Origin of the sequence: Streptomyces sp. NPDC057939 (assembly GCF_042887545.1) — a bacterium.
Lineage (GTDB): Bacteria > Actinomycetota > Actinomycetes > Streptomycetales > Streptomycetaceae > Streptomyces.
On record NZ_JBHVPG010000004.1, the window covers coordinates 305,126 to 331,903 of the forward strand.

Sequence of the window (26,778 nt, forward strand, 5' to 3'; positions counted from 1 at the left end):
GAAACGTTTCTTGCACTTCCCCGCATTCACGACCCCGTGTCGTTCCCCATCCGCCCCGCTCCTGCTCTTTTGCACGACATCCCCGCCGGTCAGGCGGCGAAGGAGATGGTTCATGTGTCCGCTGCGCCCGTGCTGGCGTTGCGAGGGGTTTCGAAGAGGTTCGGTGCCGTCCAGGCCCTGACCGACGTAGAACTCGAAATCCACTCCGGTGAGGTGGTCGCCCTCGTCGGCGACAACGGCGCCGGCAAGTCCACGCTGGTCAAGACGATCGCCGGCGTGCACCCCATCGATGACGGCGTCATCGAGTGGCAGGGCCGCCCGGTCTCCATCAACAAGCCCCACGACGCCCAGAACCTGGGCATCGCCACGGTCTACCAGGACCTCGCGCTGTGCGACAACATCGACGTCGTCGGCAACCTCTTCCTGGGCCGCGAGCTCAAGCGCTTCGGCGTCCTCGACGAGGTGGAGATGGAGCGCCGCGCCCGCGAGCTCCTCACCACCCTGTCCATCCGGATCCCCAGCGTCCGGATCCCCATCGCCTCGCTCTCGGGCGGGCAGCGCCAGACCGTGGCCATCGCCCGCTCGATGCTGGGCGAGCCCCAGCTCGTCATCCTCGACGAGCCCACGGCGGCCCTCGGCGTCGAGCAGACCGCACAGGTCCTCGACCTCGTGGAGCGGCTGCGGGAGCGCGGCCACGCCGTCATCCTCATCAGCCACAACATGGCCGATGTGAAGGCCGTCGCCAACAAGGTGGCGGTCCTGCGACTGGGCCGGAACAACGGTGTCTTCGACGTCGCCGACACCTCGCAGGAAGAGATCATCTCCGCCATCACCGGAGCCACGGACAACGCCGTGACCCGCCGGGCGGCCCGCACCGGGGAGGCCCGCAAGTGAGCACCCAGAATCCCGCCGCCGATCCCCTGGGCAAGGGGCCGGCAGGGCACGTCGACCCGGTCAACCCGGCCGCCGCGACGGACGCCATCCCCGCGGTGGACCCCCGACTGCTGGTGCGCGAACAGGGCCTCTCCGGGTACCTGAGCGAGTTCGGCCGCAAGATGAAGGCGGGCGACCTGGGCTCCATCCCGGTCGTCCTCGGCCTGATCATCATCTGGAGCATCTTCCAGGGCCTGAACTCGAACTTCCTCTCCCCGGAGAACCTCACCAACATCGCGATCACCATGGTCGCGACGGGCATGATGGCCGTCGGCATCATCTTCGTCCTGCTGCTCGGCGAGATCGACCTCTCGGTCGGCTCCGTCAGCGGCGTCTCGGGCGCGATCGTCGCCGTCCTCTCCGTCACCCACGGGGTGAACGAGTGGCTCGCGATCCTCGCGGCCGTCGTCGGCGGCGCCCTCATCGGCGCGATCCACGGCTTCTTCTTCGCCCGGATCGGCGCCCCCGCCTTCGCCGTCACCCTGTCGGGCCTGCTGTTCTGGTCCGGCGCGATGCTGCAGATCCTCGGCAGCAACGGCACGATCAACCTCGACTCCGACGGCGTGGTCGGCAAGCTCACGACGTACTTCTTCTCGGACGTGGCCGCCGGCTACGGCCTCGCGACGGTCGCCGTGGCCGGGTACTTCCTGGCCACCTTCTTCGACAACCGTCGCAGGGAGGCCGCCGGGGTACCGTCGCGGCCGCTCACCGAGATCCTGCTGCGCACCGGCGTGCTCGCCGTCTTCACCTTCGGCCCCGCCGTGGTGTTCAACCAGTACAAGGGCCTGCCGCTCGCGGTGGTGCTCTTCGTCCTGGCCCTGGCCGGTACGGACTTCCTGCTGCGCCGCACCTCCTTCGGCCGGAACGTCTTCGCGCTCGGCGGCAGCGTCGAGGCGTCCCGCCGCGCGGGCATCAACGTCAACGGGATCCGCATCACGGTCTTCGCGATCGCGGGCACCTTCGCCGCCATCGGCGGGCTCTTCTGGGCCTCCAAGATCGCGGCCGCCAACCAGAGCGCCGGCGCCGGCGACCTGCTGATGAACGTGATCGCGGCGGCCGTCATCGGCGGCACCAGCCTCTTCGGCGGCCGGGGTCGGACCTGGAACGCCCTCCTCGGCGTCATGGTCATCACCTCCATCCAGTACGGTCTGGCCCTGGAGGGGATCGCGACGCCGATCCAGTACATGATCACCGGAGCGGTCCTGCTCGCCACGGTGGTCATCGACTCGGTCACCCGCAAGACCCAGAAGACGGCCGGACGCGCCTGACCGCGCGCCCACGGGCGTCCCCAGGCGGTAAGACCCGTCACAGTGCCCGGTGCCACTTCGTGTGGCGCCGGGCACCTGTGCGTACATGTGTGCGTACAGGTGTGCGGGTATGGGCCCGTTTGGGATGTGTGATTACGCGACGGGGTGTACAGGTATGACAAAGGCGTGACCTTCCGGGTACCGCCCGATGACCGCCCCCGCGAGCGGAACATTAGACTCGACAGACCAGCAAGCAACTGCAAGGAGGCACGGGTGCTGCTGACCCGCATCAAGGGACCGCGCGATCTGGACCGGCTCAGCCAGGAGGAGCTCGACCAGCTCGCCGCAGAGATCAGGTCCTTCCTCGTCGACGCCGTCTCCAAGACCGGCGGGCACCTCGGCCCCAACCTGGGGGTGGTCGAACTGACGATCGCCCTGCACCGGGTCTTCGAGTCCCCGAAGGACAAGGTCCTCTTCGACACCGGGCACCAGGCCTACGTGCACAAGCTGCTCACCGGCCGCCAGGACTTCGCCAACCTGCGCTCCAAGGGCGGCCTCTCCGGCTACCCCTCGCGCGCCGAGTCCGACCACGACATCATCGAGAACTCCCACGCCTCCACGGTGCTGGGCTGGGCCGACGGTCTCGCCAAGGCCAACGAGGTCCTCGGCCGCGAGGACCACCACGTCGCCGCCGTCATCGGCGACGGCGCGCTGACCGGCGGCATGGCCTGGGAGGCGCTGAACAACATCGCCGCCGCCAAGGACCGCCCGCTCGTCATCGTCGTCAACGACAACGAGCGCTCGTACGGCCCCACCATCGGCGGCCTCGCGAACCACCTCGCCACCCTGCGCACCACGGACGGCTACGAGCGCTTCCTGGCCCGCGGCAAGGACCTCCTGGAGCGCACCCCGGTCGTCGGGAAGCCCCTCTACGAGACCCTCCACGGCGCCAAGAAGGGCCTCAAGGACTTCATCGCCCCGCAGGGCATGTTCGAGGACCTGGGCCTGAAGTACATCGGGCCCATCGACGGCCACGACATCGAGGCCCTGGAGTCCGCCCTGACGCGCGCCAAGCGCTTCAGCGGCCCGGTCATCGTGCACTGCCTCACCCAGAAGGGCCGCGGCTACACCCCGGCCCTGGAACACGAGGCGGACCGCTTCCACGCGGTCGGCGTGATCCACCCGGACACCGGCCTGCCGGTGAAGACCGCGGCCGCCAGCTGGACCTCCGTCTTCGCCGACGAGATGGTCAAGCTGGGCCACGACCGCCCCGACGTCGTCGGCATCACCGCCGCGATGCTGCACCCGGTCGGCCTCAACAAGTTCGCCGAGGCCTTCCCGAACCGCATCTACGACGTCGGCATCGCGGAGCAGCACGGCGCCACCTCGGCCGCCGGCCTCGCCACCGGCGGAGTCCACCCGGTCTTCGCCGTCTACGCGACCTTCCTGAACCGTGCCTTCGACCAGGTCCTGATGGACGTGGCCCTGCACAAGTGCGGGGTCACCTTCGTCCTGGACCGGGCCGGCGTCACCGGCGACGACGGCGCCTCCCACAACGGCATGTGGGACATGTCCATCCTCCAGGTGGTCCCCGGGCTGCGCCTCGCCGCACCCCGTGACGCCGAGCAGCTGCGCGCCCAGCTCCGCGAGGCCGTCGAGGTCAAGGACGCGCCGACGGTCGTGCGGTACTCCAAGGGCGTCGTCGGCCCGGCCGTACCGGCCGTCGGCCGCATCGGCGGCATGGACGTGCTGCGCACCCCGGCCGCCGACGTCACCCGTCCGGACGTACTCATCGTCTCGGTCGGCGCGCTCGCCCCGATGTGCCTGGAGATCGCCGACCTGCTCGACAAGCAGGGCATCACCTCGACCGTCGTCGACCCCCGCTGGGTCAAGCCGGTGGACGAGGCCCTGGCCCCGCTCGCGGACGGCCACCGGGTCGTCGTCACCGTCGAGGACAACGGTCGCACCGGTGGTGTCGGCGCCGCCGTCTCGCAGGCCCTGCGCGACGCCGGGGTCGACGTCCCGCTGCGCGACTTCGGCATTCCGCAGCGCTTCCTCGACCACGCGCTGCGCAAGGAGATCATGGCCGAAATCGGCCTGACCGCTCCGGACATCGCCCGCCAGGTCACGGGGCTCGTCGCCAAGCTGGACGGCCGCTACGACAGCGAGCAGGCCGCCACCGTCGACTAGTCGACGCCGGGCCACCCGCCCGGATCACGCGCGGTTGCACGTCACGGGCCGGGAGATCACCCTTGAAGGGTGGGCCTCCCGGCCCGTTCGCGTCCGCGTGCTGCGTACGCCACCTTTCGGAGGTGCGTCGGTGAGTACGGATCTGAACAGTCCTTTCCGCACCAAATCGGTCGAGCAGTCGATCCGTGACACGGAGGAGCCGGAACACGCGCTCCGCAAATCGCTCTCGGCCTGGGACCTGACGGTCTTCGGCGTCGGCGTCATCATCGGCACCGGCATCTTCGTCCTCACGGGCATCGCCGCCCGGAACAACGCCGGACCCGCCACCGCCCTCGCCTTCGTGGCGGCGGGCATCGTCTGCGCCCTCGCGGCCCTGTGCTACGCGGAGTTCGCCTCGACCGTGCCGGTGGCCGGCTCGGCGTACACCTTCGCCTACGCCTCCATCGGCGAGCTGCCCGCCTGGATCATCGGCTGGGACCTGGTGCTGGAGTTCGCGCTCGGCACCGCCGTGGTGGCGGTCGGCTGGTCCGGGTACGTGCGCCACCTCATGGAGACCAACCTCGGCTGGGAGATGCCTGCGGCGCTGTCCGGCCCGGACGCCGGCGGCACGTTCGACCTGTTGGCGTTCCTGCTGATCCTCGTGCTGACCGCCGTCCTGGTCATCGGGACGAAGCTGTCGGCCCGGCTCACCGCGATCGTCGTCGCCATCAAGGTGACCGTGGTGATGCTCGTCATCATCGCCGGCCTGTTCTTCATCAAGGCCGACAACTACTCCCCGTTCATCCCGCCCGCCCAGCCGCAGGAGGCGGGCGGCGGCATCCACGCGCCGCTGGTCCAGCTGCTCTTCGGGTACGCGCCCACCAACTTCGGCGTCATGGGCATCTTCACCGCCGCGTCGCTGATCTTCTTCGCCTTCATCGGCTTCGACGTCGTGGCCACCGCGGCCGAGGAGACCAAGAACCCCCAACGGGACATGCCGCGCGGCATCCTCGGCTCGCTGATCATCTGCACGATCCTCTACGTCGCCGTGACGCTGGTGGTCACCGGCATGCAGCACTACACGCAGATGTCGCCGACCGCACCACTCGCCGAAGCGTTCAAATCGGTGAACCAACCCTTCTTCGCCGGAGCCATCAGCCTCGGCGCGTCCGTCGGGTTGATCACCGTGTGCATGATCCTGCTCCTCGGGCAGACCCGCGTGTTCTTCGCGATGAGCCGCGACGGACTGCTGCCGCGCGTTTTCTCCGTCACCCACCCCAAGTACCGCACGCCCTACCGGGCGACCATCCTGCTCGGTGTGCTCATCGCGGTCCTCGCCGGCTTCACCAGCCTGGAGAAGCTCGCGGAACTCGTGAACATCGGCACCCTGTTCGCCTTCGTGATCGTCGCCCTCGGCGTGATCATCCTGCGCCGGACCCGCCCCGACCTGCACCGGGCGTTCCGCACCCCGTGGGTGCCGTTCATCCCGATCGTGTCGATCGCGGCCTCGTTCTGGCTGATGCTCAACCTGCCGGCCGAGACCTGGATCAGGTTCGGGATCTGGATGGCGATCGGCGTGGTCGTCTACTTCCTGTACGGCCGGTCCCACAGCCGCCTCGGCCGCGGTGAGGTGGGCCCGCGCACGGACCGCTAGACGAGGGCCGCGGCCGCCGGGCGGTACGGGTACGCGGCTACGCGGCTACGAGGAGGGCGACGGCTTGGGCGCCGGGGACTTGGCGGCCGGGCCGCCGCCCTTCGCGGGCGAGTCCTTCGCCGCCGCGGGCACCTTCTGGTCGGTGCGCAGCGCGTCCCACAGCTGGGAGGCCTGGGGTTCGGCGACGACCACCCGGTTGCGGTCCACCTTGTCGTAGGCCACGGGCAGCATGATGGTCTCCATCGTCGCCGGGTCCACGCCCTTCATGCTCTGCGCGAAGTCGGACAGCGCGGTGAGCGAGGCCAGGTCGGAGTCGGTGGTCAGCGACTTGGTGCCGGCGTCCGCGAGCTTGTAGAGGCGCGCGGGGTTGCCGAGGGCGTCCTGCTTCTTGATCTCGGACAGCATGGCGAGCATGAACTGCTGCTGGAGTCCTATCCGTCCGAGGTCGCTGCCGTCGCCGTAGCCGTAGCGGGTGCGGACGAACTTCAGGGAGGCCGTGCCGTCCAGCCGGTGCGTGCCCGCGTCCAGCTTGAGTCCGCCCTTCGTGCCGGTCATCGGCTGGTCCAGGGTGACGGTGACCCCGCCGAGGGCGTCCACGAGGCCCTTGAAGCCGGCGAAGTCCACCTCGACGAAGTGGTCCACGCGGATCCCGGACATCTGCTCGACGGTCTTGACCACGCACGCCGGACCGGCCAGCGTGTAGACGGAGTTGAACATGACCCGGTTCGCGGCGGAGACGGCCTTGCCGTCCTTGTCCTTGCATTCGGGCCGGGAGATCAGGGTGTCGCGGGGGATGCTCACCGCGGTGGCCCTGGCCCGACCCTCGGGTATGTGCACCAGCATCGCGGTGTCGGAGCGGGCGCCGCTGACGTCGCCGTGGTCGAGGTCGCCGTTGGCGCCGGCCCGCGAGTCGGAGCCGAGCACGAGGACGTTCTGCGCGTTCTTCACGACCTTCGGCGGCCGGTTGTCGGCGCCGATCGCCTGGTTGAGGTCGACGCTGTCGATGTTCCCGTTCAGGTGGCTGTACACCCACCAGCCGGTGCCGGCCGCGCCGAGGACCAGTACGGCCGCGCTCCAGGCCAGCACCCGCCGGATCCGGCTGCCGCGCGAACGGGGCGGGCGGGGCGCGCGTCCGGAGGTCGACGGGCCCTCCTGGAGCGTCGTCGTGGCGGTGCTGTCTGAAGTCATGCCCGGTGACCGGCCTTCCGAACGGGATGCGGGGGGATGTAGCGGGCTACAAGATAAGCGCAGGAACGGTCCGCAAGGGCCCCGGGGTATCCTCAATTTGTTCGAATGGCGAAGGGGAAGGTTGCTGGCGGGCCATGGCGACGCGATCGACGCGCAAGGCGCGCAAACCCGCTGCCGACACCGCCCGCCCGGAGGCCGCCCGCGCACCCGCGCCGGCCCCCGCGGACGACTGGGACTCCGTCGCCCTGGCCCCCCTGTCCGGCCGCTGGCTGCTGGCGGGCCGCGACGGACGCCTCACCGCCTACGCACGCACCGAGGGCGGCCTGCTGCGCTGGACCGAGCGGGCACCCGGCGGCCCCGACTGGAGCGGCCCGGACCTGTTCCCCGCACCGGACCTGACCGACCTCGCGGTGGGCCAGGGACCCGACGGGTACGCCCACTTCGTGGGCAGGCGCCGCCGCCGGTCACCGGACGCCGAGGGCGTCACCGTCACCTACCACCACGCGGTGCAGTACCAGACCGGCCGCCCGCCGGCGCCGTGGCAGGACCTCGGCACCCTCTACCGGAAGCCGGAGATGTCCCACCGGGGCGGCCCGCCGGCCGTCGCCGTCGACGCCCGGGGCGGGGCCCACGTCTTCGTGCGCAACGCGGGCCGGGGGATCCACATGAAGTGCCAGGACGCGAAGGGCAACTGGGGCGACTGGGAGGACCTGCACGGCAGCAAGGCCTTCGAGGGGATCAGCGCCGCGTCCACCGCCGACGGTCGGGTCGTGCTCGCCGCGCCCGGCGAGAAGGGGATCTCCCTCTGGACCCGCAGCGCCCCGGGTTCCTCCGTGGACAGGGGCGAGGACCTTCCGTTCCTGGCCCAGGACGGATCGTCGGTCGCCCTGGAAACGGCCCCGGGACGGTTCACCCACTTCTGGCACGCGGCCGACGGCAGCGGCGTGCTCGCCCACCGCGAGGGCGCCGGCGCGCACGCACTCGGTGGCGGCCCCGCCTCCGGGGCCGTCGCCGCGACCCGCGCCCTGGTCGACGGACACGACTGCACCGTGCTGGCCCTGCGGACCGTCGGTGGCCGTACGGCCCTGGCCGCCTATCCCACCGAACACGAGGCCGCCGGGCTCTGGTGGACGGAGATCGGGGAGGAGGGACTGGAGTCCCCGGCCCTCGCCCTCGACGCCCACGGCCGGGTCGTCGTCGCCTCGCTCGGCGCCCGGGGCGAACTGCTCGTCAACCGGCAGAAGGACCGCGCCGCCCTCTCACTGGGGCGCTGGCAGCGGTTCTGAGGGGCGTCGACCGCGCTCCTGCGGTGGGATCCTCGCCAGCCCGTGGCGGAGTACGGCCTGGGCGGAGATCCTCCGCAGGAAGTCCACCGACCGCGCGGCGGTGTTCGGGGTGATCCAGGCGTCGTCGAGCTCGCACAGCTCCACCCGCACCGGCGACCCGCCGAGCACGATGGGCAGGGTGTAGGCGACGGTGGACGCGAAGGTCAGCATCGACAGGCCGATGGGTTCGGTCAACGCGGTCAGTTCCAGCGGCAGTTCGGGATGGACGATCTCCATGCCGGTGGCGGCGGCGATCCGGTCCAGCTTCCGCCGGCTCTCCCTGCGGTGCGCCAGGTACCGGCCCGCCCGGCGGCTGTCGGCGATCCAGCCGACCGCCTCGACGTACCGGTCCTCGTCGATGACGCCGGTCTCCACGAGGGAGCTGCCCGCCAGGTCGGCCCCGGGGCGCACGCGCACCGGCCCGAACGTCTCCCGGCACCACGCGTACGTGTTGGCGCGGACCTCCGTGCCCGGCGGCGCCTGCACCGGCATGCAGGTGAAGAAGGTGATGCGGGCCAACCCCTCGCGGGCCAGCCAGCGGCTCACCGGGCCCGCCTTGGTGGACGCTCTCACCTCGCCCTGGTGCCAGCGGGTCAGCTGCTGCCCGGACGCCAGCAGGCCGACCAGTTCCGTGGTGGCCGTACCGTCGTCCACCACGACCACCTCGCGGGCCTTGGAGCGCGGCAGCAGCAGCTGGATCGTCCGGGAGAACAGGTCGCCGATCACCAGGCGTTCGGCGGCCGAGACCGCCCGGCCCAGACGGACCAGCTCCTGGGCCCGCCCCAGGTAGCCGGCCCGCACCTCGTAGCACCGCCACGCCACCCCGGCCCGCGAGGCGTGCCGGCACAGCCGGCGGACCTGTTCGCGCGAGCGCGGGTCCGTCGGCTGCAGGACGGCGACGGTGAGGGACGCTGCCTCGCCCGGGTGGACGTGGGCCCACTCCAGGACGTTCAGTAGTTGAGCCGGGCTCTCCACCAGGGCGAGGGTGCCGCTCATGCCGAGGCCGTCACGCCCTCGACTGCGAAGGCGCCCTGGACGCGGCGGAGCTTCCTCATCGGCGCGAGTTCGGAGTCGTAGACGCGCTTGACGCCGTCGCCGAGGGCGGTCTCGATGGTGCGGATGTCGCGGACGAGACGGGTGAGGCCGCCCGGCTCGACGGAGGCGGCCTGGTCGGAGCCCCACATGGCGCGGTCGAGGGTGATGTGCCGCTCGACGGCGCAGGCGCCCATGGCCACGGCCGCCACGGTGGTCTGCAGGCCCGTCTCGTGGCCGGAGTAGCCGACCGGGACGTTCGGGTACGCCGCCTCCAGGCTCTGGATGACCCGCAGGTTCAGCTCCTCGGCCTTGGCCGGGTACGTCGAGGTGGCGTGCAGCAGGACGATGTTCTCGCTGCCCAGCACCTCCACGGCGTGCCGGATCTGCTGGGGCGTGGACATGCCGGTGGACAGGATGATCGTCCTGCCCGTGGCGCGCAGGGCGAGGAGCAGTTCGTCGTCGGTCAGGGACGCGGAGGCCACCTTGTGGGCGGGGACGTCGAACTTCTCCAGGAACGCGACGGCCTCGGTGTCCCACGGGGAGGCGAACCAGTCGATGCCGCGCTCGGCGCAGCGCGCGTCGATGGCGCGGTACTCGTCCTCGCCGAACTCGACGCGGTGGCGGTAGTCGATGTACGTCATCCGCCCCCAGGGCGTGTCCCGTTCGATGTCCCACTGGTCGCGCGGGGTGCATATCTCGGGGGTGCGCTTCTGGAACTTCACCGCGTCACAGCCCGCGTCGGCGGCCGCGTCGACGAGCGCCAGGGCGTTGGCGAGCTCGCCGTTGTGGTTGATCCCGATCTCACCGATCACGTAGGTGGGCCGGCCCGCGCCGACCTCCTTGTTCCCGATCCGGCGGATGCGGCTGCTGTGTACCACTGTTCAGAGTTCCTTTCCGATGTGCTGCGGGGGTACCGGCGGGGCCGGTACCCGGGGTGCGCCGTGCGGCGCGTCGAGCAGGGGGGCGAGGGCCCGGGCGCGGGCGAGGTCGCCGGGTTCGTCGATCTCGATGGCCCGTTCCGGGGCGGTGGGGACGAGCTGGGTCCGGCCGAAGAAGCGGTGGCCGTGACGGCGGAAGCCGTCGGCCCGCATCGCGTAGACGGCGCCCGACTCCAGGTACTCGGGGGTGCGGTCCTGGCGGCGCGGGCGCACGGCGCTGTCGTGGTTGATGCCGTGCGCGCGGTGGCCGGGACCGGTGGGGGAGTCCGCCGGGTCCGGGCCGGCGGCCGCGGTGCCCCACAGGAACCCGTGGAAGGGCACGGCGGTGAAGGCGGAGTCGGCGCCGTCCCGCAGGACGGCCAGCACGGTCTCGTCGACCTCCTCGGACGTCACGAAGGGGCTGGTGCACTGGACGAAGACCAGTACGCCGACCGCCTCCGCGTACCGCTCCTCCAGGCGGTCCAGCGCGTGCAGCAGGGCGGACTCGCTGGAGGCGAGGTCGGAGCCCAGTTCCGCGGGGCGTTCGACGACGTCGGCGCCGGCCTCCCGGGCCGCGGCCGCGATGGCCGCGTCGTCGGTGGACACCACGACCCGGGTCACGTGCGCGGCGTCGCGGCAGGCCGACACGGCCCGGGCGACCAGGGGTACGCCGCCGACCTCGGCCACGTTCTTGCCGGGGATGCCCTTGGAGCCGCCCCGGGCGGGTATGACGGCGGTGACGTTCACGGGTTCTCCCCCTGGGGTGCGGCGATCTGGACGGGCACGGGTACGGGTACCGCGCCCGGTGCGGGCCCGAGTGCGGGCACGGGCGTCGGAGGGGCCGTGGCGCACGGGCGGGGCCCGCTCATACGCCGCCCCACTGCTGGATCTTCGGGGCCACCCGCTGGACCCCGAACCGGTAGGCGACCTTCATCACGCGCCGGGAGGTGCGCCGCATCGGGCCGGCGGTGCGCGTCAGGGTTCCCGCGCCGGGGGAGCCGTCCGGGTCGAGGCCCCTGCGGCGCAGCAGCGTACCGACGTATTCGGGGGCGCTCTCGGCCGTGTAGTAGGGGGTGATGGGCGGCAGCGGGATGCCCCACAATTCGTCGATCCGGGTACGGAGTTCCCCGTAGGGATCAACGGCCCGGATTCCCTGGTCGATCGTCCAGGATTCGTGGGCGAGAGGGGCGGCGCCCTCGTCTATGGCCGTCCAGTCGGTGACGCATCCGGAAGCGGCGAAATAGTGGTTTCCGTGCACCTCGCGCACGCCGAGATCGCTCAATATGGCGGTCGGCATGCCCCGGTGCATGGATTCGAGGGCGGCGGTTGAACTGACGGTGACCAGGAGATCGGTGCGGTCCAGGGTTTCCGACATGTTGCCGTACACGAAATGCAGATTGGGGGGCAACGGTTCGTCGAGTTGTTCGGCGAGGACCTGGTAGTGGTGTGCTTCCACATGGGTGGTCGCCTCGCCGGGCTTGCTGCGGAGTTTGACGAGTACGTCGCGTCCCGGGCGCAATCGCGCGTGGGATATCGCTCGGCGCAGCATGTAGAGGCGGCCGTTGCGATCGGCGGGCACCGAGGGCTGGACGGCGAAGCAGACCGTATAGGGGTGCCGGGCGTGCGTGCGGTTCGCGTCGTAGGGCCGCTGGACGAGAAAGGGGAGCGCGGTCCGGACGATGCAGGACGTGGGAATTCCGAGGGGTTCGAATACGTCCGCGAAACGGCGCCCGTCGAAAGGGCTGTTGGCGAGGACGATGTCGGCGCCCGCGCGCAGGAGCAGTCCGTCGGCCATCTTCTCGTAGACGACCCCGACGTAACCGGTCATCAGGATCGGCCGGCGCCGGGCGGTGCGGAAGCGCCGGGCGAGCGCGTGCAGGGCCGCGTGCGTCGCGCCGCCGACGGTGCCCAGGATGATCAGATCCGCCTCGTCGAGTTCCGGAGCCGCCGCGAAGCCCGCCATGGTGACCTCGCTGAGCGAGGCGGGCGAGATGCCGACTTCCGCGAGCTGTCGTGCCGTCGGCGTGCTGCGGCCGCGCAGCATGTGCGCGTGGACCTCGCTGCCGGGTGCCAGTCCCACCGCCAGACCCGCTCCCCATTTCCAGCGGGTGTCGGAGTCTGCGAGCATGTGGATGCGCACTGGTGATTCCTGGTCGGTCGGTCGGGCCCAACTGCCGTCGGGATAGCCGCAGCCGGGCGCGGACACAGGGCGGATTGCCGAGCGGTCCGTTAGACCTTACATGCTGATCCCGGCCTTACACGTCACGAATAGGCCTCGGCGGCCAGGGGAGTTGTACGTCACACCGAGGTGCCCGTACGGGGCTTCCGAGTGGTTCTGTCATGATGGCGACCTGTTACTCGAACGTAGACTGGAGGGTCGCGCCGACGGCCCGCGCGGGAACCCTTCCGGAGAAGTGTGTTGAAAATGGGGAGAAGGTGAGCACCTCCGATGGTGACCCTTTCGGTAATCGTCGCGATGTGTGACGTCCGGGACTACTGCCGGACGGCGCTCAAGTCCTTGGTGCTGAATGCCCGGGAGGATTTCGAGTTCATCGTCGTGGACGACGGTTCCACCGACGGGACGTCGGAGATCCTGCGCGAGATGGTGCCGCGCATTCCCGGCGCGGTACTGATCAGCAATCAGCAGAACCTGGGAATTTCGGCCACCCGGAACATCGGCCTCGCGGCCGCCCGCGGACGGTTCTTCACCTTTCTCGACGGCGACGACTGGTACGCCCCCGGCTATCTCGCCCAACTGGTCGGCTGGATGAGCCAATCGGGAGTCGACTTCCTGCGCACCGGCCACGTCCGGGTGTACGGCAGGAAGCGCAGGATAGTCATGGCGCCGCTCGCCCCCCGGGCCCTTCCGCTGAATCCCGCGGACTGGATAGGCCCCGTCGACGCCTCGACCTTCATGGACTACCCCCAGTCCTGGGCGGGCGTCTACGACCGCCGGCGCCTCCTCGATGTCGACGCGCTCTACTTCGACGAGAGCCTGAGGACCGCGGAGGACCGGCCCTGGTTCTACAAGCTGCACCTGCGGACCGGCTCATTCGGAGTCGTCGACCTCCACGGCGTGTTCTACCGCCGAGACGTGTCGACTTCCCTCACCAAGGCCCCGGACGAACGCCAGCTCGACTTCCTCCCGGCATTCCGCCTGATTTTCGAGGAGTTGGCGCGCCACCCGCGCGGATATGAACTGTCGTTCAAGGCGATGCGAACCCTGTGCGCGCTCATCGTCATTCACATGGACCGCGCCGAGTCGTACGAGGAGGCCACCCGCGAACTGCTCAGGGAACGCAGCGCCCTGATCCTGTGGGACCTGCCCCAGGAGGTCGTCGAGGGAACGCTGGCGGGAATGGACTCCGGACGCGTGAACAAGCTCAGGGCGCTGATGGCCCGGCACCAGGGCGCCGCCGCCCGATGACCCGGATATTCGCCGCCTCCACCCTCTACGGCGCCATGACCGTGGCCGCCGCCATCGACGCCGGCCAGCTCGGCCAGGACGACCGCGAACGCGTCCTGCTGGTGTGCAACAACGTCGAGATCCCCGAGGTCGCGACGCCCCTGCACCACATGCCGGGCGCCGCCGCCGTCCTCGCGCGCTTCCACCGCGTCGTCTACTGGAACGACCTGATCTACCCCTTCCACCCGGCGCTGTGGGCCCCGCGCGACGAGGACGCCCCGCTGTGGCGCACCGTCATGGCGGAGAAGATGGGCATCCGCCCCGGCCCCCTGGAACTCGTCGTCGAGTCGATCCAGGTCAAACCCGCCCAGACGCTCTGCAAGATCTTCTCGGACGCCACGCTGGCCGTGTACGCCGACGGGGTCATGAGCTACGGCCCCACCCGCAACGACCTCCCCCGCGCCATCCACGGCCGCATCACCCAGGTCCTCTACCTGGACCTGGTCCCCACCCTGCTGCCCATGCTCCTCACCGAGTACGGCATCCCCTCACAGCCCGTGCACACCGCGGCCGTCCTCAAGCTGATGGCGGAGGTCACCGACGAGTGCCGGGCCATCCTCGACCGGGTGATCCCGCCGGGACTGGCCCGCAACGGACCCGACACCGCGGTCCTCCTCGGCCAGTACCTCTCCCCCCTCGGCATCCTCACCGAGGAGGAGGAAGAGGACCTGCACCTGCGGATGTTCCGCAACGCGCTCCGGCTCGGCTTCACCTCGGTGGTCTTCAAGCCGCACCCCAGCGCCCCGTCCAGCCTCGCCGACACCCTCGGCCTCGCCGCCCGGGAGGCCGGGGTCGCCTTCCTCGTCCTGGACGTGCCCGTCCTCGCCGAGACGGTCTTCGAGTACCTCGCCCCCCGCCAGGTGATCGGCTGCTTCTCCACGGGCCTGTTCACCGCCCGCGCGCTCTACGGGATCCCCGTCGCGCAGATCGGCGCCCTGGAGGTGATCCGCAGGATGCGCCCGTACGCCAACAGCAACCGCATCCCCGCGACCCTCACCCACGCGCTGCTGCCCGACCTGGAGGTGCCCACCGGCCATCAGGCCGACCGGGTGCTGGACGTCGGACACATCCGGGCTGAGGTCACCCCGTACGTCCAGGCCGTCGGCTACTGCATGCAGCCCAAGCGGTACGCCTTCCTGCGCCCGGTCGCCGAGGAGTACGTCGCCGCGGCCGTCGACCAGTGGGAGGGCCGCCCCGAGCTGGGCATGCACTTCAACGAACGCACCCGGACCCGGCTGGACCTGCCCGGCCCCCGCACCTGGAAGTGGCGCAAGGGCAAGGGCTGGACCTTCCGAGGCAGCCGGGACCGCAACGAGCCGGACGACGTCCCCTTCACCGACATCACCCTCAGCGGCTTCGCCTCGCTCGTCGAGGCCAAGGACGACAGGGGCGTCCTGGAGGTCGGCGCCCGGCTGCTCGCCGAGCACGAGAACCTCGACCTGCTCATCGGCATGGCCCAGGCCCACATCCGCCGCAAGGAGACCGACCAGGCCAAGCGGCGCCTGAAGCGGGCCGTGGAGATCTCGGCCGGCAGCGGGCGCGCGCTGGTGTGGCTGCGGATCTCGGAGACCGCCGCGAAACTCGGCAAGCCCGGTGACGACCTGCGCCGTCAGGCCGCCCGGAAGGCGTTGGGCCTCAACCCCGATTCGCCGGCGGCACAGCGGCTGGTCAAGAACGGCCGGCCCGGCCGCAAGTAGCGCGGGCCGCCGCACGCGAAAGGGCCCGTCCGCACCTCGGTGCGGACGGGCCCTTCCTGCTGATCGGGGTGTTACGCGGGAACGCTCGCCACGCCCGGGGCGAGGAACTTCTTGCCGTTCACCCGCTCCGAGACGCCCTCACGGTCCAGGTACGGCGTGATGCCGCCCAGGTGGAAGGGCCAGCCCGCACCGGTGATGAGGCAGAGGTCGATGTCCTGGGCCTCGGCCACGACACCCTCCTCCAGCATCAGACCGATCTCCTGCGCCACCGCGTCCAGGACGCGGTCGCGGACCTGCTCCTCCGTCAGGACGGAGTCGCCCTGCACGAGGAGAGCGGCGACCTCGGGGTCCAGCTCCGGCTTGCCGGAATCGTAGACGTAGAAGCCGCGCTTGCCGGCCTTGACCACGGCCGCCAGGTTCGGGGAGACGGTGAAGCGCTCCGGGAAGGAGCGGTTCAGGGTCTCGGAGACGTGCAGACCGATCGCCGGGCCGACGAGCTCCAGCAGCACCAGCGGGGACATCGGCAGGCCGAGCGGCTCGATGGCCTTCTCGGCGGTGACCACCGGGGTGCCCTCGTCGATGACGTTCTGGATCTCACCCATGAAGCGGGTCAGGATGCGGTTCACGACGAACGCCGGGGCGTCCTTCGTCAGGACCGCGGTCTTCTTCAGCTTCCGGGCCACACCGAACGCCGTGGCCAGCGAGGCGTCGTCGGTCAGCTCACCGCGGACGATCTCCAGCAGCGGGAGGATCGCGACCGGGTTGAAGAAGTGGAAGCCGACCACGCGCTCCGGGTGCTGGAGCTTGGAGGCCATCTCGGAGACCGACAGCGAGGAGGTGTTGGTGGCGAGGATCGCGTGCGCCGGGGCGACCGCCTCGACCTCCGCGAACACCTTCTGCTTGACGGACATCTCCTCGAACACGGCCTCGATGATGAAGTCCGCGTCCGCGAAGCCCTCGGCCTTGTCCAGGACACCGCTGACCAGGGCGCTCAGGCGGTTCGCCTTGTCCTGGTTGATGCGGCCCTTGCCGAGCAGCTTCTCGATCTCGGCGCGGACGTAGCCCACGCCCTTGTCCACGCGCTCCTGGTCGATGTCGGTGAGGACCACCGGCACCTCCAGGCGGCGCAGGAACAGCAGCGCCAGCTGCGAGGCCATCAGACCCGCGCCGACGACGCCGACCTTGGTGACCGGACGGGCCAGGGACTTGTCCGGGGCACCGGCCGGGCGCTTGGCGCGCTTCTGGACCAGGTTGAAGGCGTAGATGCCCGAGCGCAGCTCGCCGCCCATGATGAGGTCCGCCAGCGCGGTGTCCTCGGCGTCGAAGCCGGCCTGGAGGTCGCCGTCCTTGGCCGCGGCGATGATGTCCAGCGCGCGGTAGGCGGCCGGAGCGGCGCCGTGCACCTTGGAGTCCGCGATGGCGCGGCCCTTGGCGACGGCCGCGTCCCAGCCCTCGCCGCGGTCGATGTCCGCGCGGACGACCTCGGTGGTGCCGTTCAGGACGTTCGCGGTCCACAGGAGCGACTGCTCCAGGAAGTCCGCACCCTCGAAGAGGGCGTCGGCGATGCCGAGCTCGAAGACCTGCTTCCCCTTGAGCTGGCGGTTCTGGTTCAGCGAGTTCTCGATGATGACCGAGACCGCGCGCTCGGCGCCGATCAGGTTCGGCAGCAGGGCGCAGCCGCCCCAGCCCGGAACCAGACCGAGGAAGACCTCGGGCAGCGAGAACGCCGGGATGGCCTTCGAGACGGTGCGGTAGGTGCAGTGCAGACCGACCTCGACGCCGCCGCCCATCGCCGCGCCGTTGTAGTACGCGAACGTCGGGACCGCGAGGGCCGCCAGACGCTTGAAGACGTCGTGGCCGCCCTTGCCGATGGCGAGCGCCTCGTCGTGCTTCTTCAGCAGCTCGACGCCCTTGAGGTCGGCGCCGACCGCGAAGATGAACGGCTTGCCGGTGATGCCCGCGCCGACGATGGTGCCGGCGGTGGCCTCCTGCTCGACCTGGTCGATCGCCGCGTTCAGGTTGGCGAGGGACTGGGGGCCGAAGGTGGTCGGCTTGGTGTGGTCGAAGCCGTTGTCCAGCGTGACGAGCGCGAAGCGCCCGGCGCCGAACGGCAGGTCCAGGTGACGGACGTGCGCGGACGTGACGACCTCGTCCGGGAACAGCTCGGCCGCGCCCTTCAGGAGCTCAGCGGTGGTGCTCACTTGGAGTCTCCCTCGGCGTTGAAGTTCGGGTTCTCCCAGATGACCGTGGCGCCCATGCCGAAGCCGACGCACATGGTGGTCAGGCCGTAGCGGACGTGCGGCTGCTCCTCGAACTGGCGGGCCAGCTGGTTCATCAGGCGGACGCCGGAGGAGGCCAGCGGGTGGCCGAACGCGATGGCGCCGCCGTACTGGTTCACGCGGGCGTCGTCGTCGGCGATGCCGTAGTGCTCCAGGAAGGCCAGCACCTGCACGGCGAAGGCCTCGTTGACCTCGAACAGGCCGATGTCGTCGATCGTCAGGCCGGCCTGGGCCAGGGCCTTCTCGGTCGCCGGGATCGGGCCGTAGCCCATGACCTCCGGCTCGACACCCGCGAAGGAGTACGAGACCAGGCGCATCTTGACCGGGAGGTTGTTCTCCCGGGCGAAGTCCTCGGAGGCGATGATCGCGGCGGTGGCACCGTCGTTGAGACCGGCGGCGTTGCCCGCGGTCACGTTGCCGTGCACCCGGAACGGGGTCTTCAGGCCGGCCAGGTTCTCCAGCGTGGTGCCCGGGCGCATCGGCTCGTCGGTGGTGACCAGGCCCCAGCCCGTCTCACCGGCCGCCTCGTTGGTGTTGCGCACCGAGATCGGGACCAGGTCCTGCTGGATCTTGCCGTCGGCGTACGCCTTGGCGGCCTTCTCCTGCGAGCGCACGGCGTACTCGTCGGCGCGGAGCTTGGTGATCGTCGGGTACCGGTCGTGCAGGTTCTCGGCGGTCATGCCCATGAACAGGGCGGACTCGTCGACCAGCTTCTCGGAGACGAAGCGCGGGTTCGGGTCCACGCCCTCGCCCATGGGGTGACGGCCCATGTGCTCGACACCGCCGGCGAGGGCGACGTCGTAGGCACCGAAGGCCACACCGCCCGCGACGGCGGTCACGGCGGTCAGCGCGCCGGCGCACATGCGGTCGATGGAGTAGCCCGGTACGGACTGCGGGAGGCCCGCGAGGATGCCGGCCGTGCGGCCCAGCGTGAGGCCCTGGTCGCCGATCTGCGTGGTCGCGGCGATGGCGACCTCGTCGATCTTCTTGGGGTCCAGGTCCGGGTTGCGGCGCAGCAGCTCCCGGATCGCCTTCACGACGAGGTCGTCGGCGCGGGTCTCGTGGTAGATGCCCTTCGGGCCCGCCTTGCCGAACGGGGTGCGGACGCCGTCGACGAAGACGACGTCCCTGACGGTACGAGGCACGTTGGCTCTCCTCCAGGTGCGGGTGTGCACTGCTGCGCGGGGGCGGCCCGGGACGTGGTCCTGAGCGCCCGCTCACCCGGCCCATGCTACTTGTGGGTAACCAATGTGCACACCCCCTCCCCGAGGAGCGGCGAAGGTCACACCGGCAGGCGTCCCGCCACGGGCTCCGCGACGGGCCCGTCGACCATGGCCGCGGCCATGACGGCCGAGGAGCGCAGCACGTCCTCGACGAACGCGCGGCGACCCACGCCCAGCACGCGCAGCGCCGGGCCGTGGTCGACTGCGACCACGACGGCCGCCCCGGCGAGCAGCACCCGCCAGCCCGCGGTCACCGCCCGTCGCGCCGGCCGGGGGAGCGGGGCCAGGCCCGCGTTGAGGCGGTGGCAGTGGAAGGGGACGTGCCGCTCCTCGTCCGCCAGCAGCCGGCGGGCGACCTCCGAGGCGAGCGGGTCGGGACTGCCGTCGCGCAGCGCCCGGTAGTAACGCAGCGACACCACCTCGGCGACCATCAGGACGAGGAGCTCCAGCTTCAGCCCCATCAGTCGACGCAGGCGCACGAACGCGGCGTCGCTCCAGTGGCCGTCCAGGGTGCCCGCGCCGCCGGCCGTCAGCAGCAGGGCCAACATCCGCGCGTGGTTCTGCTCCTCGGCGATGAACAGCCGCACCGCCGCCGCGTACGAGGCCTCGCCCGCGCGGTCCGCCTTGCCGGTCAGCGCGGAGCCGTCGCCGTCCTCTCCGACCTGGAACTTCTGGACGCTGCGGACGATCGCGGCGGGCAACCGCGCCCCGCGCCCCCAATCGGGGTCCCCGAGCGCCGTGCGGCGCTCCCGCTCGGCCTCGAACTCCTCGACCCATGCCGCGTAGGTGGTTCCGCTCGTGCTCCGAGTTTTGATCATGTTCAAGAAGTTAGCGATTGTTGAGCGTGTTCAAAAGATGCTGAGTGTCATGGCCGCGTAACAAAAAGCCCCCGGCCGTCGGCCGGGGGCTTTCGTGGAGGAGCGGGCTCAGTCGGTCGCCGCGAGGGCGGTGACGAGGGCCGCGGTGACCTGCTCGATCTGCCAGGGGCGGGCGCCGTGGGCCGCGAGGGCCTCGGTCACCGTGCCGGTGTCCAGCCGCTGCGGCGGCTCCCAGCACAGTCGGCGCACGGTGTCCGGGGTGATCAGGTTCTCCTGGGGCAGGTTCAGCCCCTCGGCGAGCGCGGACACGGCCGTACGGGCGGCCGACAGCCGGGCCGCGGCGGCCGGGTCCTTGTCCGCCCAGGAGCGCGGCGGCGGCGGACCCGCCGGGCTGGCTCCGGGCTGCGGCAGCTCGTTCTCGGGCAGGGCCTTCGCCCGGTCCACGGCGGCCATCCACTGGTCGAGCTGGCGCCGACCCATCCGCTGCCCGTACCCGGGCAGGGCCGACAGCGCGTGCACGTTCGCCGGAAGGGCCAGGGCGGCCTCGACGATCGCCGCGTCACCGAGCACCTTGCCGGGCGACACGTCCCGACGCTGGGCGATCTTGTCGCGGGACTCCCACAGCTCCCTGACGACCGCCATCTGCCGGCGGCGGCGCACCTTGTGCATGCCGGAGGTGCGGCGCCACGGGTCCTTGCGGGGCGGCGCGGGCGGGGCGGAGGCGATGGCGTCGAACTCCTGGTGGGCCCACTCCAGCTTGCCCTGCCGGTCCAGCTCCTTCTCCAGCGCGTCCCGCAGGTCTACCAGCAGCTCCACGTCCAGGGCGGCGTAGCGCAGCCAGGGCTCGGGGAGCGGGCGGGTGGACCAGTCGACGGCGGAGTGACCCTTCTCCAGCACGTAGCCGAGAACGCCCTCGACCATCGCTCCGAGCCCGACCCGGGGGAAGCCGGCCAGCCGGCCCGCGAGTTCGGTGTCGAACAGGGAGGTGGGCGTCATGCCTATTTCGCGCAGGCACGGAAGGTCCTGGGTGGCCGCGTGCAGGATCCACTCGGTGCCGGACAGGGCCTCGCCCAAGGAGGAGAGGTCGGGGCAGCCGACCGGGTCGATCAGCGCGGAGCCGGCCCCCTCGCGGCGCAGTTGCACCAGGTAGGCGCGCTGGCCGTAGCGGTATCCGGAGGCGCGTTCGGCGTCGACCGCCACGGGCCCGGTCCCGGCCGCGAAGGCCGCGACCACCCGGGCGAGGGCGTCGGCGTCGGCCACGACCGGCGGGATGCCCTCGCGGGGCTCCAGCAAGGGGATCGGCGGCCCATCGGACGAAACCGTGTCGTCGGGGGGGCCGCCCCCGGTGGTGGTGCGCAGGTCTGCTGCGGTCTCTTGGGCGTCGGTCACCGGTCAAGGGTATCCGTGGATGTGACGCGCCCGTCGCCGGAACGTTCCGTCGACGGGCGCGAGGGGGAAAAGGGCGGACGATCTCCGGGGTCCTAGTGGATGATCCCGGTCCGCAGGGCGACGGCGACCATCCCGGCCCGGTCGCCGGTGCCCAGCTTGCGGGCGATCCGGGCGAGGTGGGACTTGACGGTCAGGGCGGACAGGCCCATCGAGACGCCGATGGCCTTGTTGGACTGGCCCTCCGCGACGAGGCGCAGGACCTCGACCTCGCGGCCGGAGAGCTCGCGGTAGCCGCCCGGGTGGCTCGGGGCACCCGGGGGGCGGCGGTGCATACGGGCGGCTGCGGCACCGATGGGGGCGGCGCCGGGCCTGGTGGGGAGCCCGATGTTGGTGCGCGTACCGGTGACGACGTAGCCCTTCACGCCGCCCGCGAGGGCGTTGCGCACGGCGCCGATGTCGTCGGCGGCGGACAGGGCCAGGCCGTTCGGCCAACCGGCGGCCCGGGTCTCGGAGAGCAGGGTGAGACCGGAACCGTCGGGCAGGTGTACGTCGGCCACGCAGATGTCGCGCGGGCTGCCGACGCGGGGGCGGGCCTCCGCGATGGACGACGCCTCGATCACGTCACGAACTCCGAGCGCCCACAGATGACGGGTCACGGTTGAGCGGACGCGCGGGTCGGCCACGACGACCATGGCCGTCGGCTTGTTCGGGCGGTAGGCGACCAGGCTTGCGGGCTGCTCGAGAAGAACGGACACCTAGGCCTCCTGGGGGAGTGGCGGGACGGGCCGGCTGGGGGAAGGCAGCCGGTGCGAACCGTGCGGATGGTCACTGACTCCTTCGGCACGTCACCCGCCCGGCTTTAGGGAATGATCACGATTTAGTGAGTAACAATTCGGGCAATTCGGACGCACGATCGATCAGAGGATGATCAGAAGCCCGCAACGGATGCGCTGTTCCGACATTCCGTGACGATCCCGACCGGTCGTTCGCGGCACGCGCCTCGGCCGGACGGCCCCGCGGGGCCCCTCGGCTACGGGTGGTGCGGACCGCGGCGCTGTGGCAGGGACACCACGCCCGTGACGGTGTCCGTGGGCCCCACCGGGGGCAGCCCCGCGATCTGGCACAGCAGCTCGCACCAGGCGGCCAGGTGCGCCGACGTCTCCGGCACCCCTCCCACCCCCTCCCGCGGCGTCCAGGAGGCCCTGATCTCGATCTGGGTCGCCGGCCGCCGCTCCGAGAGCCCGCCGAAGTAGTGGGAGCTCGCCATGGTCACGGTGCCGCTCGGCTCCCCGTACATCAGTCCGCGCGCGTCCAGCGCCCCGGTCAGCCACGACCAGCACACCTCCGGGAGGAGCGGGTCCGCGGCCATCTCCGGCTCCAGTTCGGCCCGTACGAGCGTCACCAGCCGGAAGGTCCCGTGCCAGGCGTCGTGCCCGGACGGGTCGTGGAGCAGGATCAGCCGGCCGTCGGCCAGGTCGTCCTCGCCGTCGACGACCGCCGCCTCCAGGGCGTAGGCGTACGGCGCCAGTCTCTGCGGCGGCTTCGTCGGGTCGATCTCGATACCCGGGCGCAGCCGCGCCTTCCTCAAGCCGTCGACCGCCCGCCGGAACGGCAGCGGGACCGAGCTCTCCTTCGCGCTGTCCACACCGTCAGCGCCATCTGAAAATCGTCCCTGAGCCGCAGCCATGCCGGGAAGACTAGGCGGAACGAGCGCCCCTGCGGCGCAGGGACACCCGCACCGGGCCGGGCACTTCTTCATACGTGCGAAGATTTGGGTCGTGAGTGCCAACGAACGCCCGACGGGCCAGCCGAGTCAGACGTACGATTCCGCCTTCCTGAAGGCGTGCCGGCGCGAGCCGGTTCCGCACACTCCGGTGTGGTTCATGCGGCAGGCGGGGCGCTCGCTTCCGGAGTACCGCAAGGTGCGCGAGGGCACGGCCATGCTGGAGTCCTGCATGCGCCCCGACCTGGTCACCGAGATCACGATGCAGCCCGTGCGGCGCCACGGCGTCGACGCGGCGATCTTCTTCTCCGACATCGTCGTCCCGCTGAAGGCCATCGGCGTCGACCTGGACATCAAGCCGGGCGTCGGCCCGGTCGTCGCGCAGCCGATCCGCCGCCGCGAGGACCTCGCACAGCTGCGCGACCTCACCCCGGAGGACGTCTCGTACGTCACCGAGGCGATCGGCATGCTCACGGGTGAACTGGGCTCCACGCCGTTGATCGGTTTCGCCGGCGCCCCGTTCACCCTCGCGAGCTACCTCGTCGAGGGCGGACCGTCGAAGAACCACGAGCACACCAAGGCCCTGATGTACGGGGACCCGCAGCTGTGGGCGGAGCTGCTGGACCGGCTCGCGGAGATCACCTCGGCCTTCCTGAAGGTGCAGATCGAGGCCGGCGCCTCGGCCGTCCAGCTCTTCGACTCATGGGTCGGCGCGCTCGCCCCCGCGGACTACCGCCGCTCGGTGATGCCGGCGTCGGCGAAGGTCCTGGAGTCCGTGGCCTCGTACGGGGTCCCGCGCATCCACTTCGGCGTGGGCACCGGCGAGCTGCTCGGCCTGATGGGCGAGGCCGGCGCCGACGTCATGGGCGTCGACTACCGGGTCCCGCTCGACGAGGCCGTCCGCCGCGTCGGCCCCGGCAAGGCGCTCCAGGGCAACCTGGACCCCGCCGTGCTCTTCTCCACCACGGAAGCCGTCGAGGCCAAGACCGACGAGGTCCTCGCGGCCGCCGCCGGCCTGGAGGGCCACATCTTCAACCTCGGCCACGGCGTGCTGCCGACCACGAACCCGGACGCGCTGACCCGCCTCGTGGAACACGTCCACACCCGCACGGCCCGCTGATCCCCCGCCGCTCCCGACCGGAGCGGCAGCGACGCGCCGCAGGACCCCGTCCTGCGGCGCGTCCGCGCGTACGGGGCCCGGCGGGGCGGGCCTACACGGCCGCCCGGACCGCCGAGACGGCCTTGCGGGCCGCCACCAGGACGGGGTCCCACACCGGGGAGAAGGGCGGGGCGTAGCCCAGGTCCAGGGCGACGACCTGCTCCACCGTCATGCCGGCGGTGAGGGCGACGGCCGCGACGTCGACCCGCTTCGCGGCGCCCGCGCCGCCCACGATCTGCACGCCGAGCAGGCGGCCCGTGCGGCGCTCGGCCAGCATCTTGACCGTCATCTCCACCGCGCCCGGGTAGTAGCCCGCCGTGTTGGTGGAGGTGATGGTGGCCGTCACGAAGCGCAGGCCTGCCTCCAGCGCGTCCCGCTCGCGCAGTCCCGTGCGGGCGATCTCCAGGTCGCACACCTTGCTCACCGCCGTCCCCACCACCCCGGGGAAGGTGGCGTATCCGCCGCCCACGCCCGCGCCGATGACCTGGCCGTGCTTGTTGGCGTGCGTGCCCAGCGGGATGTGCCGGGTGCGGCCCGCCACCAGGTCCAGGACCTCCACGCAGTCACCGCCCGCCCAGACGTCCTCGTGGCCCCGCACCCGCATCGAGAGGTCCGTCAGGATGCCGCCCGAGGGGCCCAGCGGCAGGCCCGCCGCGCGGGCCAGGGCCGTGCGCGGTTCCACGCCCATGCCGAGCACCACCACGTCCGCCGGGTACTCCTCGCCGGTCGCCGTCGTCACGGCGCGGGCCCGGCCCTCCTCGTCGGTGAGGACCGCCGTCACCTCGGCGCGGGAGACCGTACGGATGCCCATCCGGTTCATCGCGCTGTGCACCAGGCCGCCCATGTCGGGGTCGAGCGTGGCCATGGGCTGCTCGCCGCGGTGCAGGACGGTGACCTCGAAGCCCCGCCCGACCAGCGCCTCGGCCATCTCCACGCCGATGTACCCCGCGCCGACGACGACCGCCCGGCGGCCCCGGGCCCGTTCCAGGGACGTCATCAGGCGCTGCCCGTCGTCCAGGGACTGCACCCCGTGCACCCCGTGCGCGCCGATGCCGGGCAACCGGGGGCGCAGCGGGCGGGCCCCCGTCGCCAGGACCAGCTTGTCGTACGCGGTCCACGACTCGGCCCCGGAGTCCAGGTCGCGGGCCCGGACCCGGTGCCCGGCCAGGTCCAGCTCGACGACCTCCGTGCGGGTGCGCAGGTCGATGTCCCGCTCCCGGTGCTCCTGCGGGGTCCGGGCGATCAGGTCGTCCCGCTCGGCCACCAGACCGCCGATCCAGTACGGGATGCCGCACGCCGAGTACGAGGTGAAGTGCCCGCGCTCGAAGGCGGTGATCCCCAGTTCCGCCGGGCCCCTCATCCGCCGGGCCTGTGACGCCGCGGACATCCCCGCCGCGTCACCGCCGACCACCACCAGTCGTTCCGCCGTCATCGTCCGCCCCGTTCCGTGCCGTCGTCCACGGGGCCACGGTACGGGCGCCCCGCGCGCTCAGCCCTCCCGGTCGGTTCCGGACCCGTCGGAGTCCGGGGTCGGGGCCGGGTCGGAGTGCGTACCCGGTGCCTGTGCCACGGGCGCCGGGGCGGCGCCCTCCTGACGCGGGAGCCACGTCGGACCGGCGGCCGGCTTCGACTTCGTCCTCGCCGGCCGGAGCCGACGGTGGGCCTTGAACGCGAGGACGATCAGGGCCGCGGCCACCGCGAACGGCAGGACGGCGGCCAGGGCGAGGAGGAGGTAGCGCACCACCGTGCTGAACACCGCCCACCCGGCGGCCAGCGCGTCGCCGAAGCCGGTCTTCTCGTCCTTCTCCTCCTTCGTCGCCGGCGAGGGCTCCGACACGGCCAGCGTGATGGTGGCCAGGGAGGTCCGGTCCTTCAGCGCGGTCTGCTGCGCCAGCAGCGACTCCAGGTCGGACTGGCGCCGGCTCAACTCGCCCTCCAGCATGACCACGTCGCCCAGCGCCGTGGCCCGCTCCATCATCTCCCGCACCCGGGCCACGCTGGCCTGCTGGGACTTGACCCGACTGTCGATGTCGGCGACCTTCTCGGTCACGTCCTGCGCCTCGACCTTGCGGTTCAGCAGCTTGCCGCCGCCCTCCAGGGCGCCGATCACCGAGTCGAAGCGTTCGCCGGGCACCCGCAGCGTCAGCGTCGAGGTCATCCGACCGTCCCCGGCGCGCTGGGTGGACTCGTTGCCGACGTAGCCGCCCGCGCCCTCCGCCGCCGTGCGCGCCGCCGCCAGGGCCTTCTGCGGTTCGGCCGTCTCGATGCCGAGCGTCCCGGTGCGGATGACGTGCGGGCGGATCACGGTGGGCGCCTGCGGGGCGCCCGGCGTGGCGGCGGCGCTCGGCGCGCTCGGGGCCTTGGCGTCCGCCGCGGCCGGCGGCGCGACCGCCTCCGCCCCGGCCCTGCCCGCCTCGGCGCCCCTCGGCGCCGCCGCGCCCCGGTCGGCCGAGGAGCCGGAGCCGTCCGCCCCGCAGCCGGTGAGCGCGAGGGCGCCGGTCAGGGACAGGGCCGCGAGGGCCGCGGCCGTACGGTGTCTGTGGAGCGTGCGCATCG

At 71.5% G+C, this 26,778-nt stretch carries 20 protein-coding genes and 1 pseudogene; 8 read left to right on the forward strand and 13 right to left on the reverse strand.

The window, feature by feature from the left end; translation table 11 throughout:
- The first annotated feature begins 105 nt into the window (after window positions 1–105).
- The 4 genes from ACFVS6_RS07390 to ACFVS6_RS07405 all read left to right on the forward strand — a co-directional run bounded on the left by ACFVS6_RS07390 (window position 106) and on the right by ACFVS6_RS07405 (window position 6,003).
- Window positions 106–894, forward strand: coding sequence for an ATP-binding cassette domain-containing protein (locus tag ACFVS6_RS07390; RefSeq protein WP_389701611.1), 789 nt, complete (start codon window positions 106–108; stop codon window positions 892–894).
- Between the two features lie 26 nt (window positions 895–920).
- The gene (locus ACFVS6_RS07395; protein WP_389701613.1) at window positions 921–2,201 is read left to right on the forward strand and encodes a sugar ABC transporter permease; all 1,281 of its coding nucleotides are present in this window, start codon (window positions 921–923) and stop codon (window positions 2,199–2,201) included.
- A 252-nt stretch (window positions 2,202–2,453) separates the two neighbouring features.
- Window positions 2,454–4,370: a 1-deoxy-D-xylulose-5-phosphate synthase gene (gene dxs / locus ACFVS6_RS07400; protein ID WP_389701490.1), complete on the forward strand. Its 1,917-nt coding sequence runs from the start codon at window positions 2,454–2,456 to the stop codon at window positions 4,368–4,370.
- 130 nt (window positions 4,371–4,500) lie between these two features.
- Complete coding sequence (locus ACFVS6_RS07405) at window positions 4,501–6,003, forward strand: amino acid permease (protein ID WP_389701492.1); 1,503 nt, start codon at window positions 4,501–4,503, stop codon at window positions 6,001–6,003.
- Between the two features lie 45 nt (window positions 6,004–6,048).
- On the opposite strand, the gene ACFVS6_RS07410 is transcribed toward ACFVS6_RS07405, so the two are convergent.
- Complete coding sequence (locus tag ACFVS6_RS07410) at window positions 6,049–7,191, reverse strand: LCP family protein (protein ID WP_389701494.1); 1,143 nt, start codon at window positions 7,189–7,191, stop codon at window positions 6,049–6,051.
- A gap of 134 nt (window positions 7,192–7,325) precedes the next feature.
- On the opposite strand from ACFVS6_RS07410, the gene ACFVS6_RS07415 reads away from it, so the two are divergent.
- The gene (locus ACFVS6_RS07415; RefSeq protein WP_389701496.1) at window positions 7,326–8,477 is read left to right on the forward strand and encodes a hypothetical protein; all 1,152 of its coding nucleotides are present in this window, start codon (window positions 7,326–7,328) and stop codon (window positions 8,475–8,477) included.
- Here ACFVS6_RS07415 and ACFVS6_RS07420 read toward each other — a convergent pair.
- From ACFVS6_RS07420 to ACFVS6_RS07435, 4 genes and pseudogenes are all read right to left on the reverse strand, one after another.
- Window positions 8,451–9,512 carry a hypothetical protein gene (locus tag ACFVS6_RS07420; protein WP_389701498.1) on the reverse strand — a complete coding sequence of 354 codons (1,062 nt, stop codon included), beginning with the start codon at window positions 9,510–9,512 and terminating at the stop codon, window positions 8,451–8,453. The genes ACFVS6_RS07415 and ACFVS6_RS07420 overlap by 27 nt on opposite strands.
- Window positions 9,509–10,429: an N-acetylneuraminate synthase family protein gene (locus tag ACFVS6_RS07425; protein WP_389701500.1), complete on the reverse strand. Its 921-nt coding sequence runs from the start codon at window positions 10,427–10,429 to the stop codon at window positions 9,509–9,511. Before ACFVS6_RS07425 ends, ACFVS6_RS07420 begins: the two co-directional genes overlap by 4 nt.
- Window positions 10,430–10,495: 66 nt before the next feature.
- A pseudogene (locus ACFVS6_RS07430) lies at window positions 10,496–11,215 on the reverse strand (cytidylyltransferase domain-containing protein); the annotation flags it as partial.
- Between the two features lie 118 nt (window positions 11,216–11,333).
- On the reverse strand, window positions 11,334–12,608 hold the full coding sequence (locus ACFVS6_RS07435) for a DUF6716 putative glycosyltransferase (RefSeq protein ID WP_389701501.1): 1,275 nt from the start codon (window positions 12,606–12,608) through the stop codon (window positions 11,334–11,336).
- 309 nt (window positions 12,609–12,917) lie between these two features.
- On the opposite strand from ACFVS6_RS07435, the gene ACFVS6_RS07440 reads away from it, so the two are divergent.
- Together ACFVS6_RS07440 and ACFVS6_RS07445 are read left to right on the forward strand one after the other, a co-directional pair.
- Window positions 12,918–13,895 (forward strand): glycosyltransferase family 2 protein, encoded by a 978-nt coding sequence (locus tag ACFVS6_RS07440; protein WP_389701503.1) that lies wholly within the window; start codon window positions 12,918–12,920, stop codon window positions 13,893–13,895.
- The gene (locus ACFVS6_RS07445; protein ID WP_389701505.1) at window positions 13,892–15,631 is read left to right on the forward strand and encodes a polysialyltransferase family glycosyltransferase; all 1,740 of its coding nucleotides are present in this window, start codon (window positions 13,892–13,894) and stop codon (window positions 15,629–15,631) included. Before ACFVS6_RS07440 ends, ACFVS6_RS07445 begins: the two co-directional genes overlap by 4 nt.
- A 71-nt stretch (window positions 15,632–15,702) precedes the next feature.
- On the opposite strand, the gene ACFVS6_RS07450 is transcribed toward ACFVS6_RS07445, so the two are convergent.
- From ACFVS6_RS07450 to ACFVS6_RS07475, 6 genes are all read right to left on the reverse strand, one after another.
- The gene (locus ACFVS6_RS07450) at window positions 15,703–17,832 is read right to left on the reverse strand and encodes a 3-hydroxyacyl-CoA dehydrogenase NAD-binding domain-containing protein (protein ID WP_389701506.1); all 2,130 of its coding nucleotides are present in this window, start codon (window positions 17,830–17,832) and stop codon (window positions 15,703–15,705) included.
- Window positions 17,829–19,055, reverse strand: a complete 1,227-nt coding sequence (locus ACFVS6_RS07455) for an acetyl-CoA C-acyltransferase (RefSeq protein WP_281206056.1) — start codon at window positions 19,053–19,055, stop codon at window positions 17,829–17,831. Before ACFVS6_RS07455 ends, ACFVS6_RS07450 begins: the two co-directional genes overlap by 4 nt.
- Before the next feature lie 137 nt (window positions 19,056–19,192).
- On the reverse strand, window positions 19,193–19,951 hold the full coding sequence (locus ACFVS6_RS07460) for a ferritin-like domain-containing protein (RefSeq protein ID WP_389701508.1): 759 nt from the start codon (window positions 19,949–19,951) through the stop codon (window positions 19,193–19,195).
- A 108-nt stretch (window positions 19,952–20,059) separates the two neighbouring features.
- Complete coding sequence (locus ACFVS6_RS07465) at window positions 20,060–21,340, reverse strand: HRDC domain-containing protein (RefSeq protein ID WP_389701510.1); 1,281 nt, start codon at window positions 21,338–21,340, stop codon at window positions 20,060–20,062.
- A gap of 92 nt (window positions 21,341–21,432) precedes the next feature.
- Window positions 21,433–22,095, reverse strand: a complete 663-nt coding sequence (locus ACFVS6_RS07470) for a response regulator transcription factor (RefSeq protein ID WP_007267191.1) — start codon at window positions 22,093–22,095, stop codon at window positions 21,433–21,435.
- A gap of 275 nt (window positions 22,096–22,370) precedes the next feature.
- Window positions 22,371–23,027, reverse strand: coding sequence for a DUF3000 domain-containing protein (locus tag ACFVS6_RS07475; protein WP_281206053.1), 657 nt, complete (start codon window positions 23,025–23,027; stop codon window positions 22,371–22,373).
- Window positions 23,028–23,118: 91 nt separating this feature from the next.
- On the opposite strand from ACFVS6_RS07475, the gene hemE reads away from it, so the two are divergent.
- A complete protein-coding gene (hemE, locus tag ACFVS6_RS07480) occupies window positions 23,119–24,183 on the forward strand; it encodes a uroporphyrinogen decarboxylase (RefSeq protein ID WP_389701512.1) in 1,065 nt (354 codons plus the stop codon).
- A gap of 91 nt (window positions 24,184–24,274) precedes the next feature.
- Here hemE and ACFVS6_RS07485 read toward each other — a convergent pair whose 3' ends face one another.
- Window positions 24,275–25,654 carry an FAD-dependent oxidoreductase gene (locus tag ACFVS6_RS07485; RefSeq protein ID WP_389701514.1) on the reverse strand — a complete coding sequence of 460 codons (1,380 nt, stop codon included), beginning with the start codon at window positions 25,652–25,654 and terminating at the stop codon, window positions 24,275–24,277.
- A 57-nt stretch (window positions 25,655–25,711) separates the two neighbouring features.
- Complete coding sequence (locus ACFVS6_RS07490) at window positions 25,712–26,776, reverse strand: DUF4349 domain-containing protein (protein ID WP_389701515.1); 1,065 nt, start codon at window positions 26,774–26,776, stop codon at window positions 25,712–25,714.
- Window positions 26,777–26,778 lie beyond the last annotated feature (2 nt).